Source organism: Pedobacter duraquae, from assembly GCF_004362245.1.
GTDB lineage: Bacteria > Bacteroidota > Bacteroidia > Sphingobacteriales > Sphingobacteriaceae > Pedobacter > Pedobacter duraquae.
The window spans coordinates 1,339,343-1,358,094 of the sequence record NZ_SNWM01000001.1 but is presented as its reverse complement, the minus strand read 5'-3'; the positions used below and the strand labels follow the sequence as shown (position 1 = coordinate 1,358,094).

The window sequence follows — 18,752 nt, the reverse complement described above, 5'->3', positions numbered from 1 at the left end:
ATTATTTAGCGGCCAAATCTTCCACGTATCCTGGTTATAGCAGCTTTGTTGATGCGTTGGCATTCTGCTAGTTGTTCTTTGTAATTCTGGATAGAATATCTTGAGTCGTAGAGTGAGTCCTGAAGACTGGCCATCACGCCAACATTTTTATTCAGTTTCTCATACAGTTCAAAACTCTGGCTAGCGGCAGGCTGTTTTGCAATCAGTTCTTTTACCCGGTAATTGGCATCCTGAATATCAGCCAGGATAATTGCTTGTTTGCTCTGCTCGTCGGGATTATACTCGTGGTATTTTGAAAGCTCGTTGAATCGCAACAGTATCAAATCAAAATTTGTATTGATTTCCTTTCTGAGTAACGATAGCTTTTCAGTCTCCTTCACCTTTTTCTCTAAAAGAAAGTATTCGCGGTCGGAAGCCATGAAGAACAGAGAAACGCAAAAAACAGAGAATATACTTAGCAGTATAAAGTTCAAAATAAATAGGCGTTGAGATTTTTTAATCTCAAATGCGTTAATAGGTTTCATGAGTAGCGCATATTTGGTGTCATAATAGGGTGATTACGTTAATTTGATCTTCTCTTCACCTTGCGCCCTGCATCATCAAATTATCTTCATCCTCTAACAATTTTTGAGAAACGTTGTTTGATACATAAACGTTTTTCTTGTAGGGATTTCGTTTACTTTTAACAAACTCTAAGCCAAAAGACTGTGCCAGAACATTTTTATCATAAACCTTTCAGATTTGATACGATATTTTCAGGAGCTGAACTCCAGAGTACTGATCTCGGAAAATCGATTTCCAATCATATAGAGCTTATAATTTTCACCAGGTATGGTGAGAACAGACATAATCACGACTTCGGTTGCGAGATATGGGATCTTGATTTTGAGCTTATCGTGAGTGAAGCTATTTGGGAGGAGAAGTTCCGCAAATCGCTGCTAAAATCCATTATCGGATATGAACAGCGTATTGACCAAGTGGAGGTAGAAGTACATATCTCAGAGGTGGAAAATGTATATCCATTAAGAAAAATAACAGAAATTAAGAAAAAGGTTGATATTACCGTCAGAGGAAAAATCAGGACTACAGGAGAAAAGTACTATTTTAATATCGCGCTATTCCTCAGCCCACTTTCCACTTAATAAACGTTCAATTTACGCTATATGAAACCAGTTTTTTATTCGTCTAAAGAAGAGATCAGAAACAGAATTGTAAAAAATGCTGAAGATTTCTGGAACATCCGGGATAGCAATGACCTCGATCCTTTAGTTCGACTTATTATTGAAGCGCTAAGTAACGAGCTATTCAATGTATCTAACGATGTACAAAATCTCGAGAATCGGATTTTCGATAAACTGAGCAGGATTCTTGCTCCCGACCACCTAACTTCTGCCCTGCCGGCCCATGCTGTGATGCATGCGAGGGCTATTGAGCGAACGGATTATATCAACCCATTCACGCAGTTTTCTATTGCTAAGCGAATGGGACAGGATGATGACCGAAATAAAAAAACAGACATATTTTTTAGTCCATTGCATAAAGTAAAGCTTCAAAATGCGGAGGTTAAATATATTGCTACAGGTGCCAGCCTTTATGGTACAAGTTATCTGAACAAGGTACCTCTTTTGAGTACCCTGCCGGGATTTAATCTTGGCAATAACACCATGTATATTGGTTTAAGTGGCTTGGGAAGCTACAGGGATTTAAGTGGTCTTAATTTCTTCTTTGACTGGAGGAATTATGCCGTTCCCGAACATACGTACGATCTCCTTTCCCTCAGTAAATGGTATCTGGATGAAGTGCCAGTTCCGGTTTTTACAGAAAGATTTATGGATGCAGATGACGATACAGAAAGTGTTGCACCCTTTCATCACAAACAATTACTCAACTTATTGAAGGCGGATGTAATACAGTATTATGCAAATAGATTTCTAACATTAGAACGTTTTTCAGCCCTGGATATATCTGCTGCACAGTCAAGCTACCCACAATTGTTCAGTACTGTTTTTCAACCGGGTAATCTCAATCAGCTTGATGCCAATGTGCTTTGGCTCAAGGTAGTGTTTCCAGCGGCTATTTCGAATGAAATGCTAAATGAGTTGTTTGTTCATATCAACGCTTTTCCAGTAGTTAATAAAAAGCTTAGCCAGATCAAGCATCGGTTGAAAACAATGAATAACATTATTCCGATTAAAACCGAAGCATTGGAGCAGATGCTGGCTGTAGACAGCCTTAAAGATAATAAAGGTAAAAATTACAATGAGATACCTTATACCAATGAAAATGATAAGGGCGATGGATCGTTCTCTATCCGCTACGGTGGTACTGAAAGATTTGATACGCGAAACGCTAAAGAGCTTGTAGACTATCTGTTTGAATTGTTACGTGACGAAAAAGCTGCCTTCTCAGCCTATGGTCCTGATTTTTTGAATAATGCATTGAAAAACCTCGAACAGAATATCAGCTTAATTGAGCAAAAGAGCCAGGCTGCATTGAAGTCGATCAAAGAATTGCCTGGCTACATCGTTGTTAAGCCTATTGACGACGCAGATATATTATTTTTAGATATCTGGGTAACGCAGGCTGAAGACGCCAATAGAATTAATTCAGGAAGTCGTTTAGCGCTGCATGAAAATAATAAGGTATTACCAGATAGCGTATTTTTGTTGAGTCAGAGTAGGGGAGGCAGATCGCGCTTAAATGCGAGCCATCGCGTACAGGCCTATAAATACGGCCTTACTACAGCCGACCGTATCGTCACTAAAGCCGATGTGATTAATTTTTGCAAATATGAATTGGGCAAGCGTGTTCAAAATGTGATCCTATCCAAAGGGCTGGTTAGAGACACAAAACCGGGGTCAGGATTTATCAAAACTACCGATGTGCTGATTCAGCCTGCGGCGCAAGCCAGACTGAGCAATGTAGAATGGGAAGAGTTATTGGAACTTACATTGGCGAAGCTTCAATTACGAAGTACAATGAATGTAAACTACCGGATGATGCTTCACCCGGTAGCCTAAACGTAAACAGTATATCCGAGGTATACATTGGCCCCATCTGCACTGAGGATACTTTCCTGAAAGCGGGTGTCGGTCTGCATGTCGATACAGATATCTGTCTCCATCGGAATAAGATATTCCAATGCCATATCCATAATTTTCCGGTTATGCTTTCCCGGTAAAAAATCTATCAGATCTTCGGCTACAGCCGGGCCTATAGCAATTGTGATCTGTTCATTATCAGGTTGAAAATGAGATCCGATAATGGTATCTATTCCGAGCGATCCCCGCCCGAGCTGCATCTGCAGATCAGCATCAACCGCTGCGGGCTTAATTTCATCGGTAGTGTTTCTAATTTCAAAAGGTATATTAAAGAGGGCCGAAAGTACATGGGCAACAAAATCTGTATCGTTACGTTTTTGCTGGATTTCCGGAAGCAAATGCATCCAGATAATACTTTGTTCCTTATTAAGTAAACGGAACTCCTCCCAACCTAGCTCAAAAACACGATTAAGATCGGTATAGGTTGTCCTTTTATCCAGCCGGTTTTCGTACAATTCAGTCATCATACGCAGGTGGTTGATCTCTGCATCGAACGGACTGAAGAAAAGACGTGCCTTTTTCTCTTCCTCACGTCTTTCACGTACATCTTTAATCATTCCATCCTCATCCATCCCGGAACTCCCTCTCGGCGGACGGTGGAAGAGCCCCTCGGGTAACATATCATAAAGGCCCTCACGATTTACCTCAATACGAATCCTATCCTGCCGGCGGTAATCCGAATGGTACTGGACTACCTGCTCAATATCTTTGGCATAGGCTCTTTTTTGGGCACCAGTCGGAACAATTTCTATGCGTTCGGGATCAATTATTCCGCGCTCGATAAGGTCGGCAGCCCTGGCCACAGCCTTGTAATCTGTGAATAGCTCATTATTTATTAAAGTTTCTTTTTTCATCAAACTTTACGCGTGTTTATTCGTTATTTCAATTCCAAATGTCATGTGATAAAGATTATATATTTGCAATAAACATTTACTTATACCCTCAATGGACGTTCAATCTTTTTTTATCCGTTACCTGTTATTTCCGCTGATTGTTCTGGTTTCTACAGCGGTGCTGACAATCAGTAATAAGCGTAACCAATTCCTCAACAACAAAAAATTGATCGTAAGTGTTCTCCTTTTAGGAATTATTTTAGCACTGCCGGGTTTCCTGGGTTTCCTGGATTTCAATTTTATGCCCTGGGGATACATCATTTGCCAGATCTATTACCTCCTTATAGGCTGTTTGTTCGTTTTTTTACTTACCAAATATCATCCACAGCCACTTATAGAGCGCAAGGGATTTATTTTTATTTCGAGCTTTATTGCGGCCATACTGTCCGTTTATCTGTATCAACTGGCTTTCAACTGGCTTAGTAATGTAGATTTTGGCTGGTGGGGTGCGGGCTCAATTGCAACTTTTTTTATTCCCTTGTTTTTCTGGTGGGCCTATGTTGCACTACTCGGAATACCGTCAGAAATCTATAAAATCTGGAAATATCCTCCTACGCCTTTAGATATTAATATGGATCACGTAGATTTCGATAATCTACTCGTTCTGGAGCTTGAACTTTATAAAAAAAGTACAGATGCTGAGCCATTGAAAGTAAAGGTTAAGGCACCGGAACTGATGAATTTTGGTATCTGGTTTCATAAATTTATTGACGATTATAACTTAAAGTTTGCAAAAAGCCCTGTCGAATTCCGAACAGATGGCCAGGAGAGTTATAGCTGGATATTTTTCATTAAGACTTCCTTCTTTAAACGCAATATTTTTATAGATCCGGATCTGGATATCAAGGCAAATGGCATCACAGAAAAAATGACCATCTATGCGAAGCGGGTTTCTGAGAACGTGAATAAACCACAGGAAACTGGCGAGGCCGCCATCTTTATTTAATCATTTCCAACCCCTAATGTTATGATAAAGCCATTAAGATATAAACCAATTAACTGGATTAATGGAATGAAGCTCTCCAGCGATCATTTCACTAAAAGCGACCTTTACGTACAAGATTTTGTTCGGGATGCGGTGTCGCTAGGTATCAATGCCAACAATTACGGCTTGCTACCACCTTTTTCTGGTTATAACAGTTCTCATGATATTGAGATTATTGAGAAAGCAACAAACCATCTGGAAGTGAGAGTGAGGTACTGCAATGCCGTTACACCCGAAGGGTGCCATATTGATATCACGCAAGGTGACACTGCAGAGATGTTAGTTTATAATCATTATTTTGGCCAGTCTGAGCCAAGAAATTATGCTGTTTTACTCGTTGTAAATCCGTTTACCAGTGTACCTGCCGGCGCACCAGATCCCGATGAGAGTCCACTGCGTTACCCTGAATTAGGTAAGGCTTATTCAATAGAGGTATTACCTGAGACTGAGCTCGGACGCCATCTTACAGACAGTTATTTCATTACCATTGGTCAGGTTTTTTACGAAAACGGCCGATTATCTGTTAATAAAAGTTATATCGCTCCAAGCTCTACCGTAACCAGTCACCCTGCATTAATTCGTTATTATGAGAACTTTAGCGTGCTGCTTAACGACCTGCAGCAGGCGAGCTTTAAAATCATAGATAAGACCAGCGGGAAGGATAATGTTAGCCAGTTGGGCAAGAACATCAGGTTGATCTCTGCGAAAATGGTTGACTTTATCGCGCTTATTTTCTATGAGTATAGAAATGTGGCACATCGTGAACCACCTGTTAAGCTGATTGGATACTTCTCAAGTCTGGCGCATACTTTCTTTACGGCGATCAAGCTTGTGGAGCCGCGCGAACGGGAAGAATTGCTGAAGTATTTCTATGAATGGAAGGACGTAACGCCGGGTAATTTTGAGGAGCTACTTTCACGAACAATTGAGCTGGTTTATGACCATAAACAAATTCAGCAGTCTATGCTGATGGTAGGCGAATTCCTGAATGTTTTGGTTGCCCTTTGGAATAAATTAAGTACACTGGAGTACATTGGCCAGCGCAAAGAAAATATAGTTGTTGCAGAGCAACAGGTAGTACAGCAAGTTCAGGCCAGAAAAACATGGACTTTACTCGATTAGTTTACATTATTTTATAAATGCTGAAAATCAATAAATTATAATTACCTTTGGATATAATTAAATACAATATAATGCAACAAGGAACAGTAAAATTTTTCAATGAGACAAAAGGTTTTGGATTTATCGTACCAGCTAATGGTGACGCTGAAATCTTTGTACACTCTTCAGGTTTATTAGATAACATTCGTGAGAATGATACAGTAACCTATGACGTTGAGCAAGGTAAAAAAGGCTTAAACGCAATTAATGTTAAGATCGGTTAATCAACTCCTTCTATAGATTAATGAAAGCATCCCCAAAAGGGATGCTTTTTTTTTTGGTTTAAAATGCCGATAACTGTTGTTTTTCAATCGTTATCTTTCTTCGTTGAACGCCCATGTTCCCAGTCATATCAGTCCCTTCCATGATCAGACTATAAGATCCGGGGTTATCCCCAGCAAAAAAAGTGATCTTTGCTGTTCCAGCCTCGTTGGTAACAACATGCGGTGCCCAAAACACGGTCGATCTGATATCCGTCATGTCAGCTTTGCTTTTTACAGGGTATTTGGGGGCATAAAAAGACCTGATCTGAATCATGGGTAACGGCCTTACCAGTGCTATGCCGACAGGCTTTTTAAAGAAAGGTCCATGTCCTCCGCGCGTTGTGATTTCTATAAAAATATGATTGAATGGCTCTTCGGTCATAGGAGGCAGGAATTCGGAAATATAGCGCAATTGATTTTTTCCAGTCTTCATCACCTCGATTCCCTTGATGTCTTCTGCATCGATGCTTCTTAACATGGTTTGATGGTAATCTTTAAGACTTTCAGATTCCGGTTTAAAGCGTTCTGTTTCCATGCCGTCCATAATGATGTGGATTGGAGATGAATTTATTCCGTAAAAGTAACTTCCCCGTTTAAAGCGAAGACCAAAGCCAGGAATATTTTTTGTGAGCAAATCTTCAAGAGATGTTTTTTTGGCTTTCTGCAGGGCTTCTTCATCTACTGTTATATCTGCCCCACCGGCTCCATTCAGATTCTTAGAGTTTTTTACCACCTTCTTCCCCGTAATCTTCACCTCTCTTAACATATTCTTTCCGGTCAGCTTCTCCATAGTGGCTTTTAGCTCCTGTCGCTGGCGTATAAACAGCAGTCCGGTTGTATCTGTATTAACATACCAGGGCAGTAACATACGTTGATTGTTCTGGAATACAGGGGGGATGAGTTCTTGTATTTCTATTCCACCCGTTCCCTTTTTACCTTTTTGATTTAACCCCTCGATAAAATAGGAAGCGGAATCTGCAGGTACTAAACCAGTAAATACAAAAATGCCCTGCGCATTTGTCGTGGTGTCTGCAAGTACCGCAGGTCTATTACCCAGTAAGGTTATTTTAGCATTTACAACAGGTTTATTAAAAAGATTCGTGTATTTGCCCCTGATCTCAAATCCAGACTCAGCTGGAAATTTCATTGTTTTTGCAGTGGATAGCTCTGTCCATCTATAACCAATCCAGCCCTGGGTGAGTAGCAAAAGATCAAGATCCTGCCATTTTTTTGAATCAGTGATCGCTGCTGAATAATATCCTGGATTTTCAATGTGTCCCTTTAGGTCAGCATTCAACAAAATCTGACTGATGAGGTTATTGGCTTTTATGCTGTCTGTCTTGACCTGTCCATCGTCTGTTACTGCCAATGAAAAACTTCCCTGGACCGGAGATCCATATTTATCAGTCACCTTAACATTGAGTGTAATACTATCTCGTTGTTCATGTCTGAGTTTTTCTGCAGCAAGTTCAATACGAAGTTGGTCCTGATGGTCAATATAGACTACACGTTCATTCACTGATTTCTGATCTGGCGAGAGTACTGAAAAACGGACGAGACCAGTGGGAAAAGTTTTTTTGCTAACCAAGATTGTTACGGATTGATTCCGAAATAAAAATGAAGCACCATAACAAACCATACCCCTAGACTGCGCCATCAAGTAAAGAGGTTTTCCTGCAGCAAGAACGTCAGGACTTGCATGAAGTACAATTTGAATGGAGTCGCGCTTTGCGTCGTTATTGACACTGATCGTTATTCCTGAAGTTGAGGCAAGGGGCAACGGATATGTTTTGAATGATCCATCCGGAAAGTTAAGTTGTGCCGTATAATTTTCAGTGGCTCCCGGGATCAGTTCAAAACTGCCCATACCCTGATGTGTACTGCTGAAACTGGCAACCTCTTTTTTCGCGCTATCATATATTTTTCCTGAGACATCTACACCTAATCCATCCTCAGTCAATGCTTTAAATGCAACTTTATTGGGCAGCGAAGCAATGAAAGATCCGCCTTCTGGCAGAAATTGAAGGTCTGTATTTTCTGCTCTGTTCAGGTACAAAGGTAATATGAGTTTTCTGTTCCCAAAACCCTTTCTTTGATCTTGTAGGCTGATAGATAGCGTCTTAGTGTTTGTTTTTTCAGGTAGGTTAAATTCTGTCTTCAAGAGGCCTTCCACGCTGGTGTCCATTTTATCTGTTAGTATTGTCCGCCTATCATCCGACACCTTAAGCTGAATCTGGCGGAGGCCAACCGGCATCAGATCATACTGTCTGATCCTAAGCCCCATCGACACATTATTTTGATTTGAAATTTTTGTAAGTCTACTGGTATAATCAATCAGCCAGTCGTCTTGAGTGACGTCGGAAACATAAATCTGTTTCCTGAAAACAGCGTCGTCGCCAAAATTGAGCATCCAGCTGGTATACGCAGTAAGTGTATAGCTTCCCTGCGGCATCTCCTCGGGATTGATGGCAATGCTGCCAAAAGTCAAACCCTGATAGACAGGAATCATACTCCGTTGAATCAATCTGTTACTATCATTCGTAATTTCAACATACATTAGTCCACTTTTTTCTGCCCCTGTTAAGGTAACTGCGTCAAATAAATAGCTTTTAAACCAAATGGTATCACCAGCGATATAATTGTCCTTGTCAGTTTGCAGGTAAAGTTTTTCAACGGCCAGTTTGCTGTTATAATCGTTTGCGCTCTTAATGATCTTAGTGATCACTTCTTTTTGTGTGCTTTGTGCAAAAGATATCACCGTTAAAGAAATTAAAAATAGGGAGGCAATGGTTAGCTTGAAGGCGAAATTAATAAACATACAAGAGGGTTAACATTTGATCTCCTGCAATTTAATAAATTTCAGGATTTTTTTTCGGGCAATTTGTTTTTTCCGAACAGGTTAAGAAACTCAGTTGCAGGCATTGTTTTTTCGGTTAATTTTTGTTCTTCCTGTGGCTTAGGTTCCGGATCGATGTTATTCTTCCCGTAACTGATGCCCGGTGAAGTTTTTTTGGTTGATACTGGCATAAATGGAAATTTTGAAAAATGAACTATTTGCTATGCAGAGATACGAATCGATTACTCTCTTCGAATTTACGGAAAACGTTACGAAATTAAAATTGTTCCTTTTCATCACAAATTAAAAAAGAACAGGCGGTAAGAATTCTAGGGAAGCAGTGTCAGTGACAATTTGATTATCATCTTTGTTCCTGTCGTGCTAATATGTACTTTTGCCGAACATGCAAAAAAGGGTTGTTGCGGTATGTTTACTAATAGCTTTGATTGGCTCCGGCTTTTCACAGGTTGCTGTATATGCCGGTTTTCAGCTTAATCAGGATTACATCGCCAAAAATCTATGTGTGAATAGAAACAGGCCTGAGATGCATTGTAATGGACGTTGCTATTTGATGTCTAAGTTAAAGCAGGTAAACGAAAAGGAGAAAAAACAAGCTGCGCGGGATAACCTGAACAGAATGGAAACGTCTTTTCTACAACGTGCTTACATGATAAACCTCAATGCTCCAGTAACTGCGTCAGTAGTTGCACATTTTCCTCCCTATCAATACACTTACTGCAGTCAGTATATGACGACTGTATTCAGACCACCGAAGTTGATGGTTTAGTTTTCCGTTAATTTTCTGAGTACAAATTAGTTTAAAAATATCCTGATGAATAAATTCTTAGGCCTGGTTGCTGCGTTAGCAGTAACTACAGGCGTATGTGCGCAAACTGTGGTGCCTGCAAAAAAGGACTCTACGGTGCACGAACTTAAAGAAGTTAATGTAACTTCTAAATATTATAAACGCTACAAAATCGACCGTTCGTCAAATAGCCTGAAACTTGTAACTCCGATGCTGGAACTTCCTCAAAATATCCAGGCGGTAGACCAAAGCATTCTTACCGATCAACAGGCGATCAATATTAATGAGAGTGTAACTCGAAATGTAAGTGGCGCTATTCGGAATAATACTGCCGACTTTTATGGCCCGTTTATCTTCATGCGTGGTGCGGCGATAAATACGTTGCGCAACGGTGTAGACCTGTCTATGATTTATTATGGGCCTACACCGGAAGACGTTGGGATTATGGACAGGGTCGAGTTTATCAAAGGCCCGGCGGGTTTCGTGAATTCGGTTGGCGACCCGGCAGGTTCTTTTAATGTTGTGACTAAACAGCCCAGTGGCATGACTTCTAATAATGTCAATTTTACTACGGGGAGTTTTAACCTATACAGATTAAGTGCTGATCTGGACGGACGTTTGGATTCTGCCAATAAATGGCAATATCGTTTAAATGTAATTGGACAGAAAGCTAAGTCTTTCCAGAAATTTGCATTTAATGATAAGATATTAATCGATCCTGTATTGAAATATAATATCAACAGTCATTCCTTTATTTCTGGGGAGTACATTTATCAAAGACAGCAATTTGAACAGTATCTGCTTACAGTTTTTACACCAAATGGTTTTGCGGCACAACCCATAGATTTCAGTATTGCTGATCCAAATAAGAAGCCCGTTAATGCCCATGAAAACAATGCGTTCTTAACGTATCACAACAGTTTTAGTAGGCATTGGCAACTCAATATTAAGGGTACATTTGCTCAGGATAATCTCGATGGGAATTACTTTTTTGTCTCTGCTTACGATAAGACAAAACCAAATTTTATACCGCGAAGGGTGACGTACGAACGATTTAAAACAGATGTGTATGCACTGCAAATGTTTTTAAACGGCAGTTTCCAAACTGGAAATGTTAGTCATCAGCTCTTAGCAGGTTTCGATATCAACCATAAACATTTATTAGCCTATTCCGGCTATAATGACAAAAAAGCAAATCAAACTTTGTATCCCCTGGATGTGAATAATCCGGTATATGGTATCAGCTTCGATCCTAATGAAAAACAAGGTGCACTATCGGATATTGCCACCAACAAATCAGCTATTGCGTACTATGCCGGTTATCTGCAGGACGAGCTTGGCTTTCTGCAGAATAAATTCAGGCTCACAATTGCAGCCAGGTTAACTTCGGCTAGAAGTAGCGTTAGTATACCCACCAACTCCGCGGTATCTGATCTTGTTGTTACACCCAGAATCGGCTTGAGCTACTCGTTGCTGCCGGATTTTACCGCATATGCACTTTTGGATCAAACATATACGCCACAGAGTGGGATAAGCGCCAGTGGTGGCGTGTTTGAACCGTTAAAAGGGAAAAATGTAGAGGCCGGTTTTAAAAAAGATTGGGGAGAGGGGAAATGGAACACCGCAATTTCGGTATACTACATTACCAGAGATAACATTATTGTAAGCGATCCACTAACAAATTTGCAGTCGCAGATTGGGCAGACTAAATCTAGAGGTATTGAATTCGATCTGAAAGGTGAGCTGGTTAAAGACTTAAACGTGGTGATTAATTACGCGTACACAGATTCCTATATCTCGGACGACGCCAATAAGAGTCTTATTGGTCTGTCGTCGCCCTATCGGGTAAAACACATTCAGAATACCTGGCTCAACTATAAGTTGCCTTTAAGAGCAGTTAAGGGTTTAACCACTTCTGCAGGTTACCAGTTACAAATGGGAAGGGCCGGACGTTATCCTCAAGATGGAAATATTGATGTTGCGCCAATATTCAGGGTAGATGCGGGTTTAGGTTGGTCTAATGAAAAAGTTTCGATAAATCTGTTGGTTAACAATGTCCTGAACAGGTTCAACTATGGTAGCGCCTGGACAAGGCCGGTAGGTTTGTATGCTTACGTACCTTATCCACCCAGAGAATTTAGACTTTCAATTGGTTATAAGTTTTAGCATGAAAACCAGGCGTAACTTAACAAAACTGGCATTTAAAGCACACGGCTGGCTCGGACTTGCAGCGGGAATATTCTTCCTGCTGTATGGCTTTAGCGGATCCATGCTCATGTTCAGGACACAGATTGATCGATTTATCAATAGTGACCTACATCAGCTAAAGCCGATGGATCATCGGGTATCAATCGATAGTATTTACCATATGATTGTGCGTACCCACCCAAACCTGAAGAAGATTGTATTGCATGATTTTCCGGTTGATCGGTATGACAGTTATGAATTTATGGTTTATAAAAACCAGCAAAGTATTACCGCAAACTATCTTTATTTCATTTTTGTCGATCCCTACAGTGGTAAAATCCTCAGGGAAGGCAGTTATCAGGATATTACCCCTTCATTTTTTCGCTGGCTGTATTCTCTGCACTATAGCTTGCAGTTAGGGATGCCGGGAAAACTCTTTACTGCTATTATAGGTCTTGTTATGTTACTATCTTTAGCAACCGGCCTTGTTGTTTACCGAAAGCATCTATGGGATGCATTACGTTTCAAAGCGGGTCTTAACTTTAAGAACCGCCGAACGGCCCTTTCATCACTGCACAGGATTGTTGGTGTTTGGGCTACCATCTTTACTGCAATTCTTTTTTTTACCGGTTTTTGGATGAACAAAGAGCATTTTTCTGCAGACACCTGGAAACTGATGCCCGTACATCGAAACAGTATTGTGAGCGCTAATCTGGATAGTATAGTGCAACGTTCAAGACAGCTTGTAAAGGGCTTTGTGCCTATTGCAGTAACGATTCCCTGCATGTCCGGGCAGGATATTTTGGTACGCGGGCACTTGCCCTCCACCACGTTTTTCTTATTACAGGGTAAAACAAGTGGGATGTCTTTTGACGCAACCACCGGCGTATTTAAGATGCTCAGCGACATTGATAAACAGCACTTCGGTAAACGTTTTGATGCTGAGGTATATCAGATTCATATCGGGGCTTACGGCGGCACGTTGCTCCGCTGGATCTATGTAGTCCTGGGCTTATTGCCGGGTCTGCTATCTGTAACCGGAGCTCTGCTTTGGTTGAGGAGGCGGTAAAACAAAATAAAGGCAGGTTTTTTACCTGCCTTTATTCATTATTGCTCTTTTAGAAGCGTATCCATATCTTTCATCAACTGATCAACTTGTTCTGCAACGGTGCCATCGTAAGCACCCCGCACACGTTTTTGCTTGTCTACCAGGATAAGGTAACCCTGGTGTACATATCCTCCAGGAGCTTTTGGATCTACACTAACGGATACCAGATAATTTTTCTGGGCAAGCGTGTAAGTAACTTCTTTGCTGCCGTGGACAAACTGCCATTGCTGGTCATTGACACCTAGTTTTGTCGCATACTTTTTAAGGATGTGTGGCACATCATATTTAAAATCAATACTGTGCGAAAGTAGCATCACATCCTTATTTCCTTGAAATTTATGGTAAACTTTCAACATGTTACGATGCATAACCGGGCAGATGGAAGGACAGCTTGTAAAGAAAAAGTCTGCAACATAAATCTTCCCATCAAATAGGTGATTGTCAATCAACACACTGTCCTGATTCACAAATTGAAATGAAGGAATGGTCTGATATACAGTATCTGTTATCGATTTACCATCAACTATTTTGGTTACAGCCTCTCTGTTGCCGTAGATCGGCAGTCGCTCTGATTTAGACTGACATCCTGCAGCAAAAAACAGGGCCGCCAGGATGTAATGAAAAGACTTCACCATTACATTTTATGTTGATGTACAGCAACTGTGGTATCTGTCGCCATATTAAGGCGCTTCAAATAGGTATTGGCATTTGTCAGCGCTATTCTATAAAGGCTATCGATCTGGTTTACTTTGACCTTTTCGTCTTTAAAATATAAAACAGCATCGTGATTTGATTTGCCCTCAGCATCCGGATTAAAAGCATGCATCCAGTTGTTCATACTATCGTCGGCCTTAACCAGGTCATTTAGCAAGGCCTTTATCTGTTGTTGTTCGGCAACTGTATCCAGGGCAGGTTGGTTTACCTTAAGCGTTTTTAATCCTGATTTACTTAGCGTATCTAGTTTCATTTGTAATGTCATTACCTTTTCGCCATCAAGCATCAACTGATCATGCTGATCCAGCACTTCTTGTCTTACTACTTTAAAATCTGGTTCTTGGCTGCATGATTGCATTACTAACGCTAACGAAACTGCACAAAATGCAGTTAAAAAAAATGATGTATTTAATTTCATGAAATAACGGTATGTAGGATTTGAAAGGCATCTATTATTTGCCTTTCAAATCGTGAATAATAAAAAAAATAGTAATGTGATACAATTAAACAAATTGCGGTGGATGGAAGATCGCAAAGCTGAGCTTAACAGGATCTTGTACGCGGCAGGCAGGGTAGCTGCAAAGTGCTATGTTTTTGCTAAAAGGCTTGATGATGAGCACGGCCGTTAAAACCTCGTTGTATCTGCTCTTTTGATTTTCGCGCTCCTGCTTCTTTTCCTTTTCTTCGGTTTGTTTGATCTTTTGAGCGAGATAACAGCGACCGTTACAATGCATCCAGGGCCTGCTTTTATTTACACAGAGGTTTGCAGCAATATAAGTCTTGTTAGCTTCGAAGCCCGCATACACGAAAAACCTCGATAAGTTGGAACTTATCATGGCTATCATTAAAATCAGCGTAAGCAAGCGGTTTGGCATACACTGCAAAAATAGCCATTCCGGCTTAATTTATTCCGGAATAAATTAAATAAGGGCAGCGTTTGCTAACAATAATTTTCAGCCTTTGTAATATATAGTACAACGAATTACGTATATTAGTTACTATCATCTATAACCAAATCTGTTGTGAAAGGTAAGTTGGAACCCGCAAATGAGCAGGGCCGTCTGAGGGCCCTCCGTAGCTACGATATTTTAGATTCATTGAGTGAGGAAGAATTTGACCGGCTTACTGAGCTTGCCTCAATAATTTGTGAAACACCTATTTCCCTTGTTTCTTTAGTAGACAGTAGCCGGCAGTGGTTTAAGTCAAAAGTCGGATTAGACGTCGAAGAAACACCACGCAGCCTGGCTTTTTGTAATTACCCTGTCCAAAGTAATTCTTTTCTTGAAGTCGCCGATGCTACAAAAGATGAACGATTCCAGAATAACCTACTCGTTACTGGTAATCCAAAGATTCGCTTTTATGCAGGGTACCCTTTAACAGATCCCGAAGGTTATACTTTGGGTACCCTATGTGTTATCGACACTAAACCGCGCGTGCTCAGCGCTACCCAAAAACGCGCCCTTGAGCTCCTTGCTAATGAAGTTATGGGACTGATCATGGAAAGGAGACAAAAGGAAGAGCTGAAGAACTTCGAGAAACTGTTCGGACTTTCTAATGACCTGATCTGTGTTGCCGGAACAGACGGTTATTTTAAAAAGATCAACCCTGCGTTTAAAGAGATTTTAGGCTGGGATGACACTAAAATTCTGACGACGCCGTTTTCTGAACTCACACACCCCGACGATGTTGCGGAAACTCAGCGGCAGCTGGAAAAACTGAAGCTTGGTGAAAAAACCGTTGATTTTACAACCCGGTTGAAAACAAAGGATCAAGGATATAAAACGATCCAATGGGAGGGTACTCCAGAACCTGCTACGGGATTTCTGTTTGCTGTTGGACGTGATATTTCTATTCAGAAAGCTAGGGAGATTGCACTTGCTGACAGTGAGTCGAGGCTTAAGATCTTTTTTCAAAATTCACAGGGGCTGATGTGTACGCATGATCTTGCCGGTCGCTTTTTATCTGTAAATAGTGCCGGAGCAAATATAATAGGATATAGCGTTGACGAGCTTCTCAGTATGAGCTTGTTTGATATCATTCCCGAAGAAAGGCATTTGATGCTGGAAGAATACCTGAGGGTAGTAGCCACACAGGGCATTGCCAGAGGTCAGATGGTTACAAGGGGAAAGAATGGCAACCTACGTATTTGGATGTTTAATAATGTGCTGGAAGAGAGCCAATCCGGAGATTCTTACGTAATAGGGAATGCGGTTGATATCACCGAAAAACAGGAGTTGGAAAACAACCTGCAACGAACCAAAGAAATGCTTGAACGAACCAACCAGGTTGCCCGGGTAGGGGGATGGCAACTGGATTTTCCGGAACGTCACATTTACTGGACTTCCGTAACGAAAGAAATTCATGGCCTCGGCCAGGATTATATACCTGATCTCAAGAGTGGGATTAGCTTTTATAAAGAGGGGGAGAGCCGTACAAAAATTACTGAAGCGATTAATGAATGCCTGAAAACTGGGAAGCCCTGGGATATTGAGCTCCAGATTGTAAATAAAAAAGGGGAAGACGTGTGGGTCAGGACAATAGGAAATGCTGTTTTTGAAAATGGTGTCTGTAAACGCATGTATGGAACGTTTCAAGATATCAATGACAGCAAAAAGGCGCAACTGGAAATCAAGGCAGCAAAATTGGCTGCTGAAGAAGCCAACTTAGCTAAATCTGAATTTCTTGCAAATATGAGTCATGAAATCCGCACCCCCTTAAATGGGATCATCGGTTTCACAGACCTGGTATTGAAGACGGAACTTAATCCTGCGCAGCAGCAATACTTAAAAATTGTAAATCAATCTGGCAGTGCCTTGCTCAGCATCGTTAACGATATTCTTGATTTCTCCAAAATTGAGGCTGGTAAGTTGGAGCTGGATATTGTGAAATCCGACCTGTATGAGTTAAGTGGTCAGGCAACAGATATCATCAAATATCAGATTGAGCATAAAGGCTTGGAAATGATGCTCCGCATAGCACAAGGGGTGCCCCGATTTGTCTGGGTGGATGACGTCCGCCTAAGGCAAGTCCTGATCAATCTCCTCGGGAATGCCGTGAAATTCACGGAATCGGGCGAAATTGAACTATCTATCCAATTCATTTCTACATATGATCTGGAGCAGGTATTCAGGTTCAGCGTTCGCGATACCGGGATCGGTATTCACCCCGAAAAACTTGGGAAAATATTCGAAGCGTTTTCTCAGGAAGATGGGTCTACCACAAAGAAATATGGCGGTACAGGACTGGGGCTCACAATTTCCAACAGCCTCCTCGGTTTAATGGGAAGTAAATTGCAATTGAGAAGTAGTCCGGGGGAAGGTAGTACGTTCTTTTTTGACCTCCGGTTGAAGTCCGAGGCAGGGGATATAGTACCTGAAGTCGATGCTAACTTCACAGTTTTGGAACCGGTAGCTCGTAGCTTAACGGTACTTATTGCTGAAGATAATGCGATCAATATGCTTCTGGCCAGAACATTGTTGAAAAGAATAGCGCCAAATGCAAAGATTGTGGAGGCTGTAGACGGCGCTGAGGCTGTGGCTTACTGCGAGATTGAACAACCTGATATTATTTTTATGGATGTACAGATGCCCGAAATGAATGGCTACGAGGCATCAAGAAGGATAAGAATCATGGAAAAAGATATGCACATTCCAATTATTGCGCTCACGGCGGGAAATGAAAAAAGCGAACGCGAAAAATGTATCGCCGCAGGAATGGACGATTTTGTGGTCAAACCGGTAGTAGAAGAAACTATTGCGGCGGTATTTAATAAATGGATCTAAGTTCGTTTTTCATCCCCCAGATACCCAATAATCCTCCTGTATGTAGCGCAACAATCTTTTCGTCAGGTTTGAGTGCCCCTCGATCAGACAGATCATCAATGGCATAAAACAGTTTAGCAGTATAAACCGGGTCTATCAACATACCTGTATCGGCGATGAAGGTTTTCATAAACTGTAGCAGCTCAGGTTGCGTTTTAGCATATCCACCAAAGTGATAGTCGTTATGTACAACAAGTTGTCCTTCCAGGTCGCAATATTTTAAAATCTCATCCCTGATAAAACCGGCACCTTTTAGAACAGGTATTACGTGGAGTACCGTTTTTGAGTCGGCAGTTTTGATTCCACTTAAAAGACCCGCGGCAGTAGTACCTGTCCCTGCAGCACAAAATAAGTGGCTTACATCTTCAGGAAGCTCACTTACAATTTCCGCACAACCAGACACCGCATCAGCGCCGGCACCGCCCTCATCAATAAAAAAGGTATCTGGGTTATTGCCAAAATATTTCTGAAACAATGCTTCTTTGTCCTTATAGCTCAGCCGGTCCGTAAATCGCAGGTCCATTCCGTATAAGCGACAGAGCAGGAGCATTTCGTTATCCACAACCTCTCCTCTAACAAATGCGGTTGCCTTAAATCCTGTTCTGGCAGCGGCCGCTGCAGTTGCTACCAGGTGGTTGGAGAAAGCGCCACCAAATGTAACCAAATGTGTTTTTTGTAAGTCTCTGGCACGCGCGAGGTTATATTTTAGTTTACGCCATTTGTTTCCGGAAATGTAAGGGTCTATCTGGTCGTCCCGCTTAACCCAGAGCTCGTTGAGACGTGTATGGTTCAGCTTTTCGAGCGGGCTATAAACATTTGTAAACATTTACAAATATAATATCTGAAAAACTAATTGATCCTCGCTGAGATTTTTACTC

At 41.2% G+C, this 18,752-nt stretch carries 17 protein-coding genes; 9 read left to right on the top strand and 8 right to left on the bottom strand.

The annotated features are described in order from the left end of the window. Positions 1-5: 5 nt before the first annotated feature. Positions 6-524 carry a hypothetical protein gene (locus tag CLV32_RS05840; RefSeq protein ID WP_133553316.1) on the bottom strand — a complete coding sequence of 173 codons (519 nt, stop codon included), beginning with the start codon at positions 522-524 and terminating at the stop codon, positions 6-8. Positions 525-707: 183 nt separating this feature from the next. Here CLV32_RS05840 and CLV32_RS05835 point away from each other — a divergent pair, with 183 nt between their 5' ends. Further along, positions 708-1,142: a GPW/gp25 family protein gene (locus CLV32_RS05835; RefSeq protein WP_133553314.1), complete on the top strand. Its 435-nt coding sequence runs from the start codon at positions 708-710 to the stop codon at positions 1,140-1,142. A 21-nt stretch (positions 1,143-1,163) separates the two neighbouring features. Then, a complete protein-coding gene (locus CLV32_RS05830) occupies positions 1,164-3,020 on the top strand; it encodes a type VI secretion system baseplate subunit TssF (RefSeq protein ID WP_133553312.1) in 1,857 nt (618 codons plus the stop codon). Here CLV32_RS05830 and CLV32_RS05825 read toward each other — a convergent pair. Continuing rightward, on the bottom strand, positions 3,017-3,955 hold the full coding sequence (locus CLV32_RS05825) for a type VI secretion system baseplate subunit TssG (RefSeq protein WP_133553310.1): 939 nt from the start codon (positions 3,953-3,955) through the stop codon (positions 3,017-3,019). The two genes, CLV32_RS05830 and CLV32_RS05825, sit on opposite strands and share 4 nt — an antisense overlap. 91 nt (positions 3,956-4,046) lie before the next feature. Between CLV32_RS05825 and CLV32_RS05820 the strand changes: the two genes are divergently transcribed. The 3 genes from CLV32_RS05820 (at position 4,047) to CLV32_RS05810 (ending at position 6,364) form a co-directional block, all read left to right on the top strand. Next, positions 4,047-4,940, top strand: coding sequence for a TssN family type VI secretion system protein (locus tag CLV32_RS05820; protein WP_133553308.1), 894 nt, complete (start codon positions 4,047-4,049; stop codon positions 4,938-4,940). A 21-nt stretch (positions 4,941-4,961) separates the two neighbouring features. Next, positions 4,962-6,101: a hypothetical protein gene (locus CLV32_RS05815; protein WP_133553306.1), complete on the top strand. Its 1,140-nt coding sequence runs from the start codon at positions 4,962-4,964 to the stop codon at positions 6,099-6,101. A gap of 71 nt (positions 6,102-6,172) precedes the next feature. After that, on the top strand, positions 6,173-6,364 hold the full coding sequence (locus CLV32_RS05810) for a cold-shock protein (RefSeq protein WP_133553304.1): 192 nt from the start codon (positions 6,173-6,175) through the stop codon (positions 6,362-6,364). A gap of 58 nt (positions 6,365-6,422) precedes the next feature. On the opposite strand, the gene CLV32_RS05805 is transcribed toward CLV32_RS05810, so the two are convergent. After that, positions 6,423-9,221, bottom strand: a complete 2,799-nt coding sequence (locus tag CLV32_RS05805) for a TonB-dependent receptor plug domain-containing protein (protein WP_133553302.1) — start codon at positions 9,219-9,221, stop codon at positions 6,423-6,425. Between the two features lie 41 nt (positions 9,222-9,262). Continuing rightward, entirely contained in the window at positions 9,263-9,430 is a 168-nt protein-coding gene (locus CLV32_RS23060) for a hypothetical protein (RefSeq protein WP_166641892.1), read from the bottom strand. Positions 9,431-9,642: 212 nt separating this feature from the next. Between CLV32_RS23060 and CLV32_RS05800 the strand changes: the two genes are divergently transcribed. From CLV32_RS05800 to CLV32_RS05790, 3 genes are read left to right on the top strand one after another with little or no spacing between them, the layout of a single operon-like run. Then, positions 9,643-10,026, top strand: a complete 384-nt coding sequence (locus tag CLV32_RS05800; protein WP_133553300.1) for a hypothetical protein — start codon at positions 9,643-9,645, stop codon at positions 10,024-10,026. A 45-nt stretch (positions 10,027-10,071) separates the two neighbouring features. After that, positions 10,072-12,210, top strand: coding sequence for a TonB-dependent siderophore receptor (locus CLV32_RS05795; protein WP_133553298.1), 2,139 nt, complete (start codon positions 10,072-10,074; stop codon positions 12,208-12,210). A gap of 1 nt (position 12,211) precedes the next feature. After that, positions 12,212-13,300: a PepSY-associated TM helix domain-containing protein gene (locus CLV32_RS05790; RefSeq protein WP_166641891.1), complete on the top strand. Its 1,089-nt coding sequence runs from the start codon at positions 12,212-12,214 to the stop codon at positions 13,298-13,300. 38 nt (positions 13,301-13,338) lie between these two features. On the opposite strand, the gene CLV32_RS05785 is transcribed toward CLV32_RS05790, so the two are convergent. The 3 genes from CLV32_RS05785 to CLV32_RS05775 form a co-directional block, all read right to left on the bottom strand. After that, on the bottom strand, positions 13,339-13,974 hold the full coding sequence (locus tag CLV32_RS05785; RefSeq protein ID WP_133553294.1) for an SCO family protein: 636 nt from the start codon (positions 13,972-13,974) through the stop codon (positions 13,339-13,341). Further along, positions 13,974-14,471 carry a hypothetical protein gene (locus CLV32_RS05780; RefSeq protein WP_133553292.1) on the bottom strand — a complete coding sequence of 166 codons (498 nt, stop codon included), beginning with the start codon at positions 14,469-14,471 and terminating at the stop codon, positions 13,974-13,976. Before CLV32_RS05780 ends, CLV32_RS05785 begins: the two co-directional genes overlap by 1 nt. A gap of 85 nt (positions 14,472-14,556) precedes the next feature. Beyond that, entirely contained in the window at positions 14,557-14,889 is a 333-nt protein-coding gene (locus CLV32_RS05775; RefSeq protein WP_133553290.1) for a hypothetical protein, read from the bottom strand. A 186-nt stretch (positions 14,890-15,075) separates the two neighbouring features. Between CLV32_RS05775 and CLV32_RS05770 the strand changes: the two genes are divergently transcribed. Then, positions 15,076-17,835 (top strand): PAS domain S-box protein, encoded by a 2,760-nt coding sequence (locus CLV32_RS05770; RefSeq protein ID WP_133553288.1) that lies wholly within the window; start codon positions 15,076-15,078, stop codon positions 17,833-17,835. Here CLV32_RS05770 and CLV32_RS05765 read toward each other — a convergent pair. Further along, entirely contained in the window at positions 17,819-18,700 is an 882-nt protein-coding gene (locus CLV32_RS05765) for a 1-aminocyclopropane-1-carboxylate deaminase/D-cysteine desulfhydrase (RefSeq protein ID WP_133553286.1), read from the bottom strand. The two genes, CLV32_RS05770 and CLV32_RS05765, sit on opposite strands and share 17 nt — an antisense overlap. Between the last annotated feature and the right edge of the window lie 52 nt (positions 18,701-18,752).

Excerpts from the sequence above, each read along its gene's own strand:
- CLV32_RS05840 (WP_133553316.1), bottom strand. The coding sequence starts at position 524 with ATGAAACCTATTAACGCATTTGAGATTAAAAAATCTCAACGCCTATTT.
- CLV32_RS05830 (WP_133553312.1), top strand. The coding sequence starts at position 1,164 with ATGAAACCAGTTTTTTATTCGTCTAAAGAAGAGATCAGAAACAGAATT.
- CLV32_RS05825 (WP_133553310.1), bottom strand. The coding sequence starts at position 3,955 with ATGAAAAAAGAAACTTTAATAAATAATGAGCTATTCACAGATTACAAG.
- CLV32_RS05820 (WP_133553308.1), top strand. The coding sequence starts at position 4,047 with ATGGACGTTCAATCTTTTTTTATCCGTTACCTGTTATTTCCGCTGATT.
- CLV32_RS05815 (WP_133553306.1), top strand. The coding sequence starts at position 4,962 with ATGATAAAGCCATTAAGATATAAACCAATTAACTGGATTAATGGAATG.
- CLV32_RS05810 (WP_133553304.1), top strand. The coding sequence starts at position 6,173 with ATGCAACAAGGAACAGTAAAATTTTTCAATGAGACAAAAGGTTTTGGA.
- CLV32_RS05805 (WP_133553302.1), bottom strand. The coding sequence starts at position 9,221 with ATGTTTATTAATTTCGCCTTCAAGCTAACCATTGCCTCCCTATTTTTA.
- CLV32_RS23060 (WP_166641892.1), bottom strand. The coding sequence starts at position 9,430 with ATGCCAGTATCAACCAAAAAAACTTCACCGGGCATCAGTTACGGGAAG.
- CLV32_RS05800 (WP_133553300.1), top strand. The coding sequence starts at position 9,643 with ATGCAAAAAAGGGTTGTTGCGGTATGTTTACTAATAGCTTTGATTGGC.
- CLV32_RS05795 (WP_133553298.1), top strand. The coding sequence starts at position 10,072 with ATGAATAAATTCTTAGGCCTGGTTGCTGCGTTAGCAGTAACTACAGGC.
- CLV32_RS05790 (WP_166641891.1), top strand. The coding sequence starts at position 12,212 with ATGAAAACCAGGCGTAACTTAACAAAACTGGCATTTAAAGCACACGGC.
- CLV32_RS05785 (WP_133553294.1), bottom strand. The coding sequence starts at position 13,974 with ATGGTGAAGTCTTTTCATTACATCCTGGCGGCCCTGTTTTTTGCTGCA.
- CLV32_RS05780 (WP_133553292.1), bottom strand. The coding sequence starts at position 14,471 with ATGAAATTAAATACATCATTTTTTTTAACTGCATTTTGTGCAGTTTCG.
- CLV32_RS05775 (WP_133553290.1), bottom strand. The coding sequence starts at position 14,889 with ATGATAAGTTCCAACTTATCGAGGTTTTTCGTGTATGCGGGCTTCGAA.
- CLV32_RS05765 (WP_133553286.1), bottom strand. The coding sequence starts at position 18,700 with ATGTTTACAAATGTTTATAGCCCGCTCGAAAAGCTGAACCATACACGT.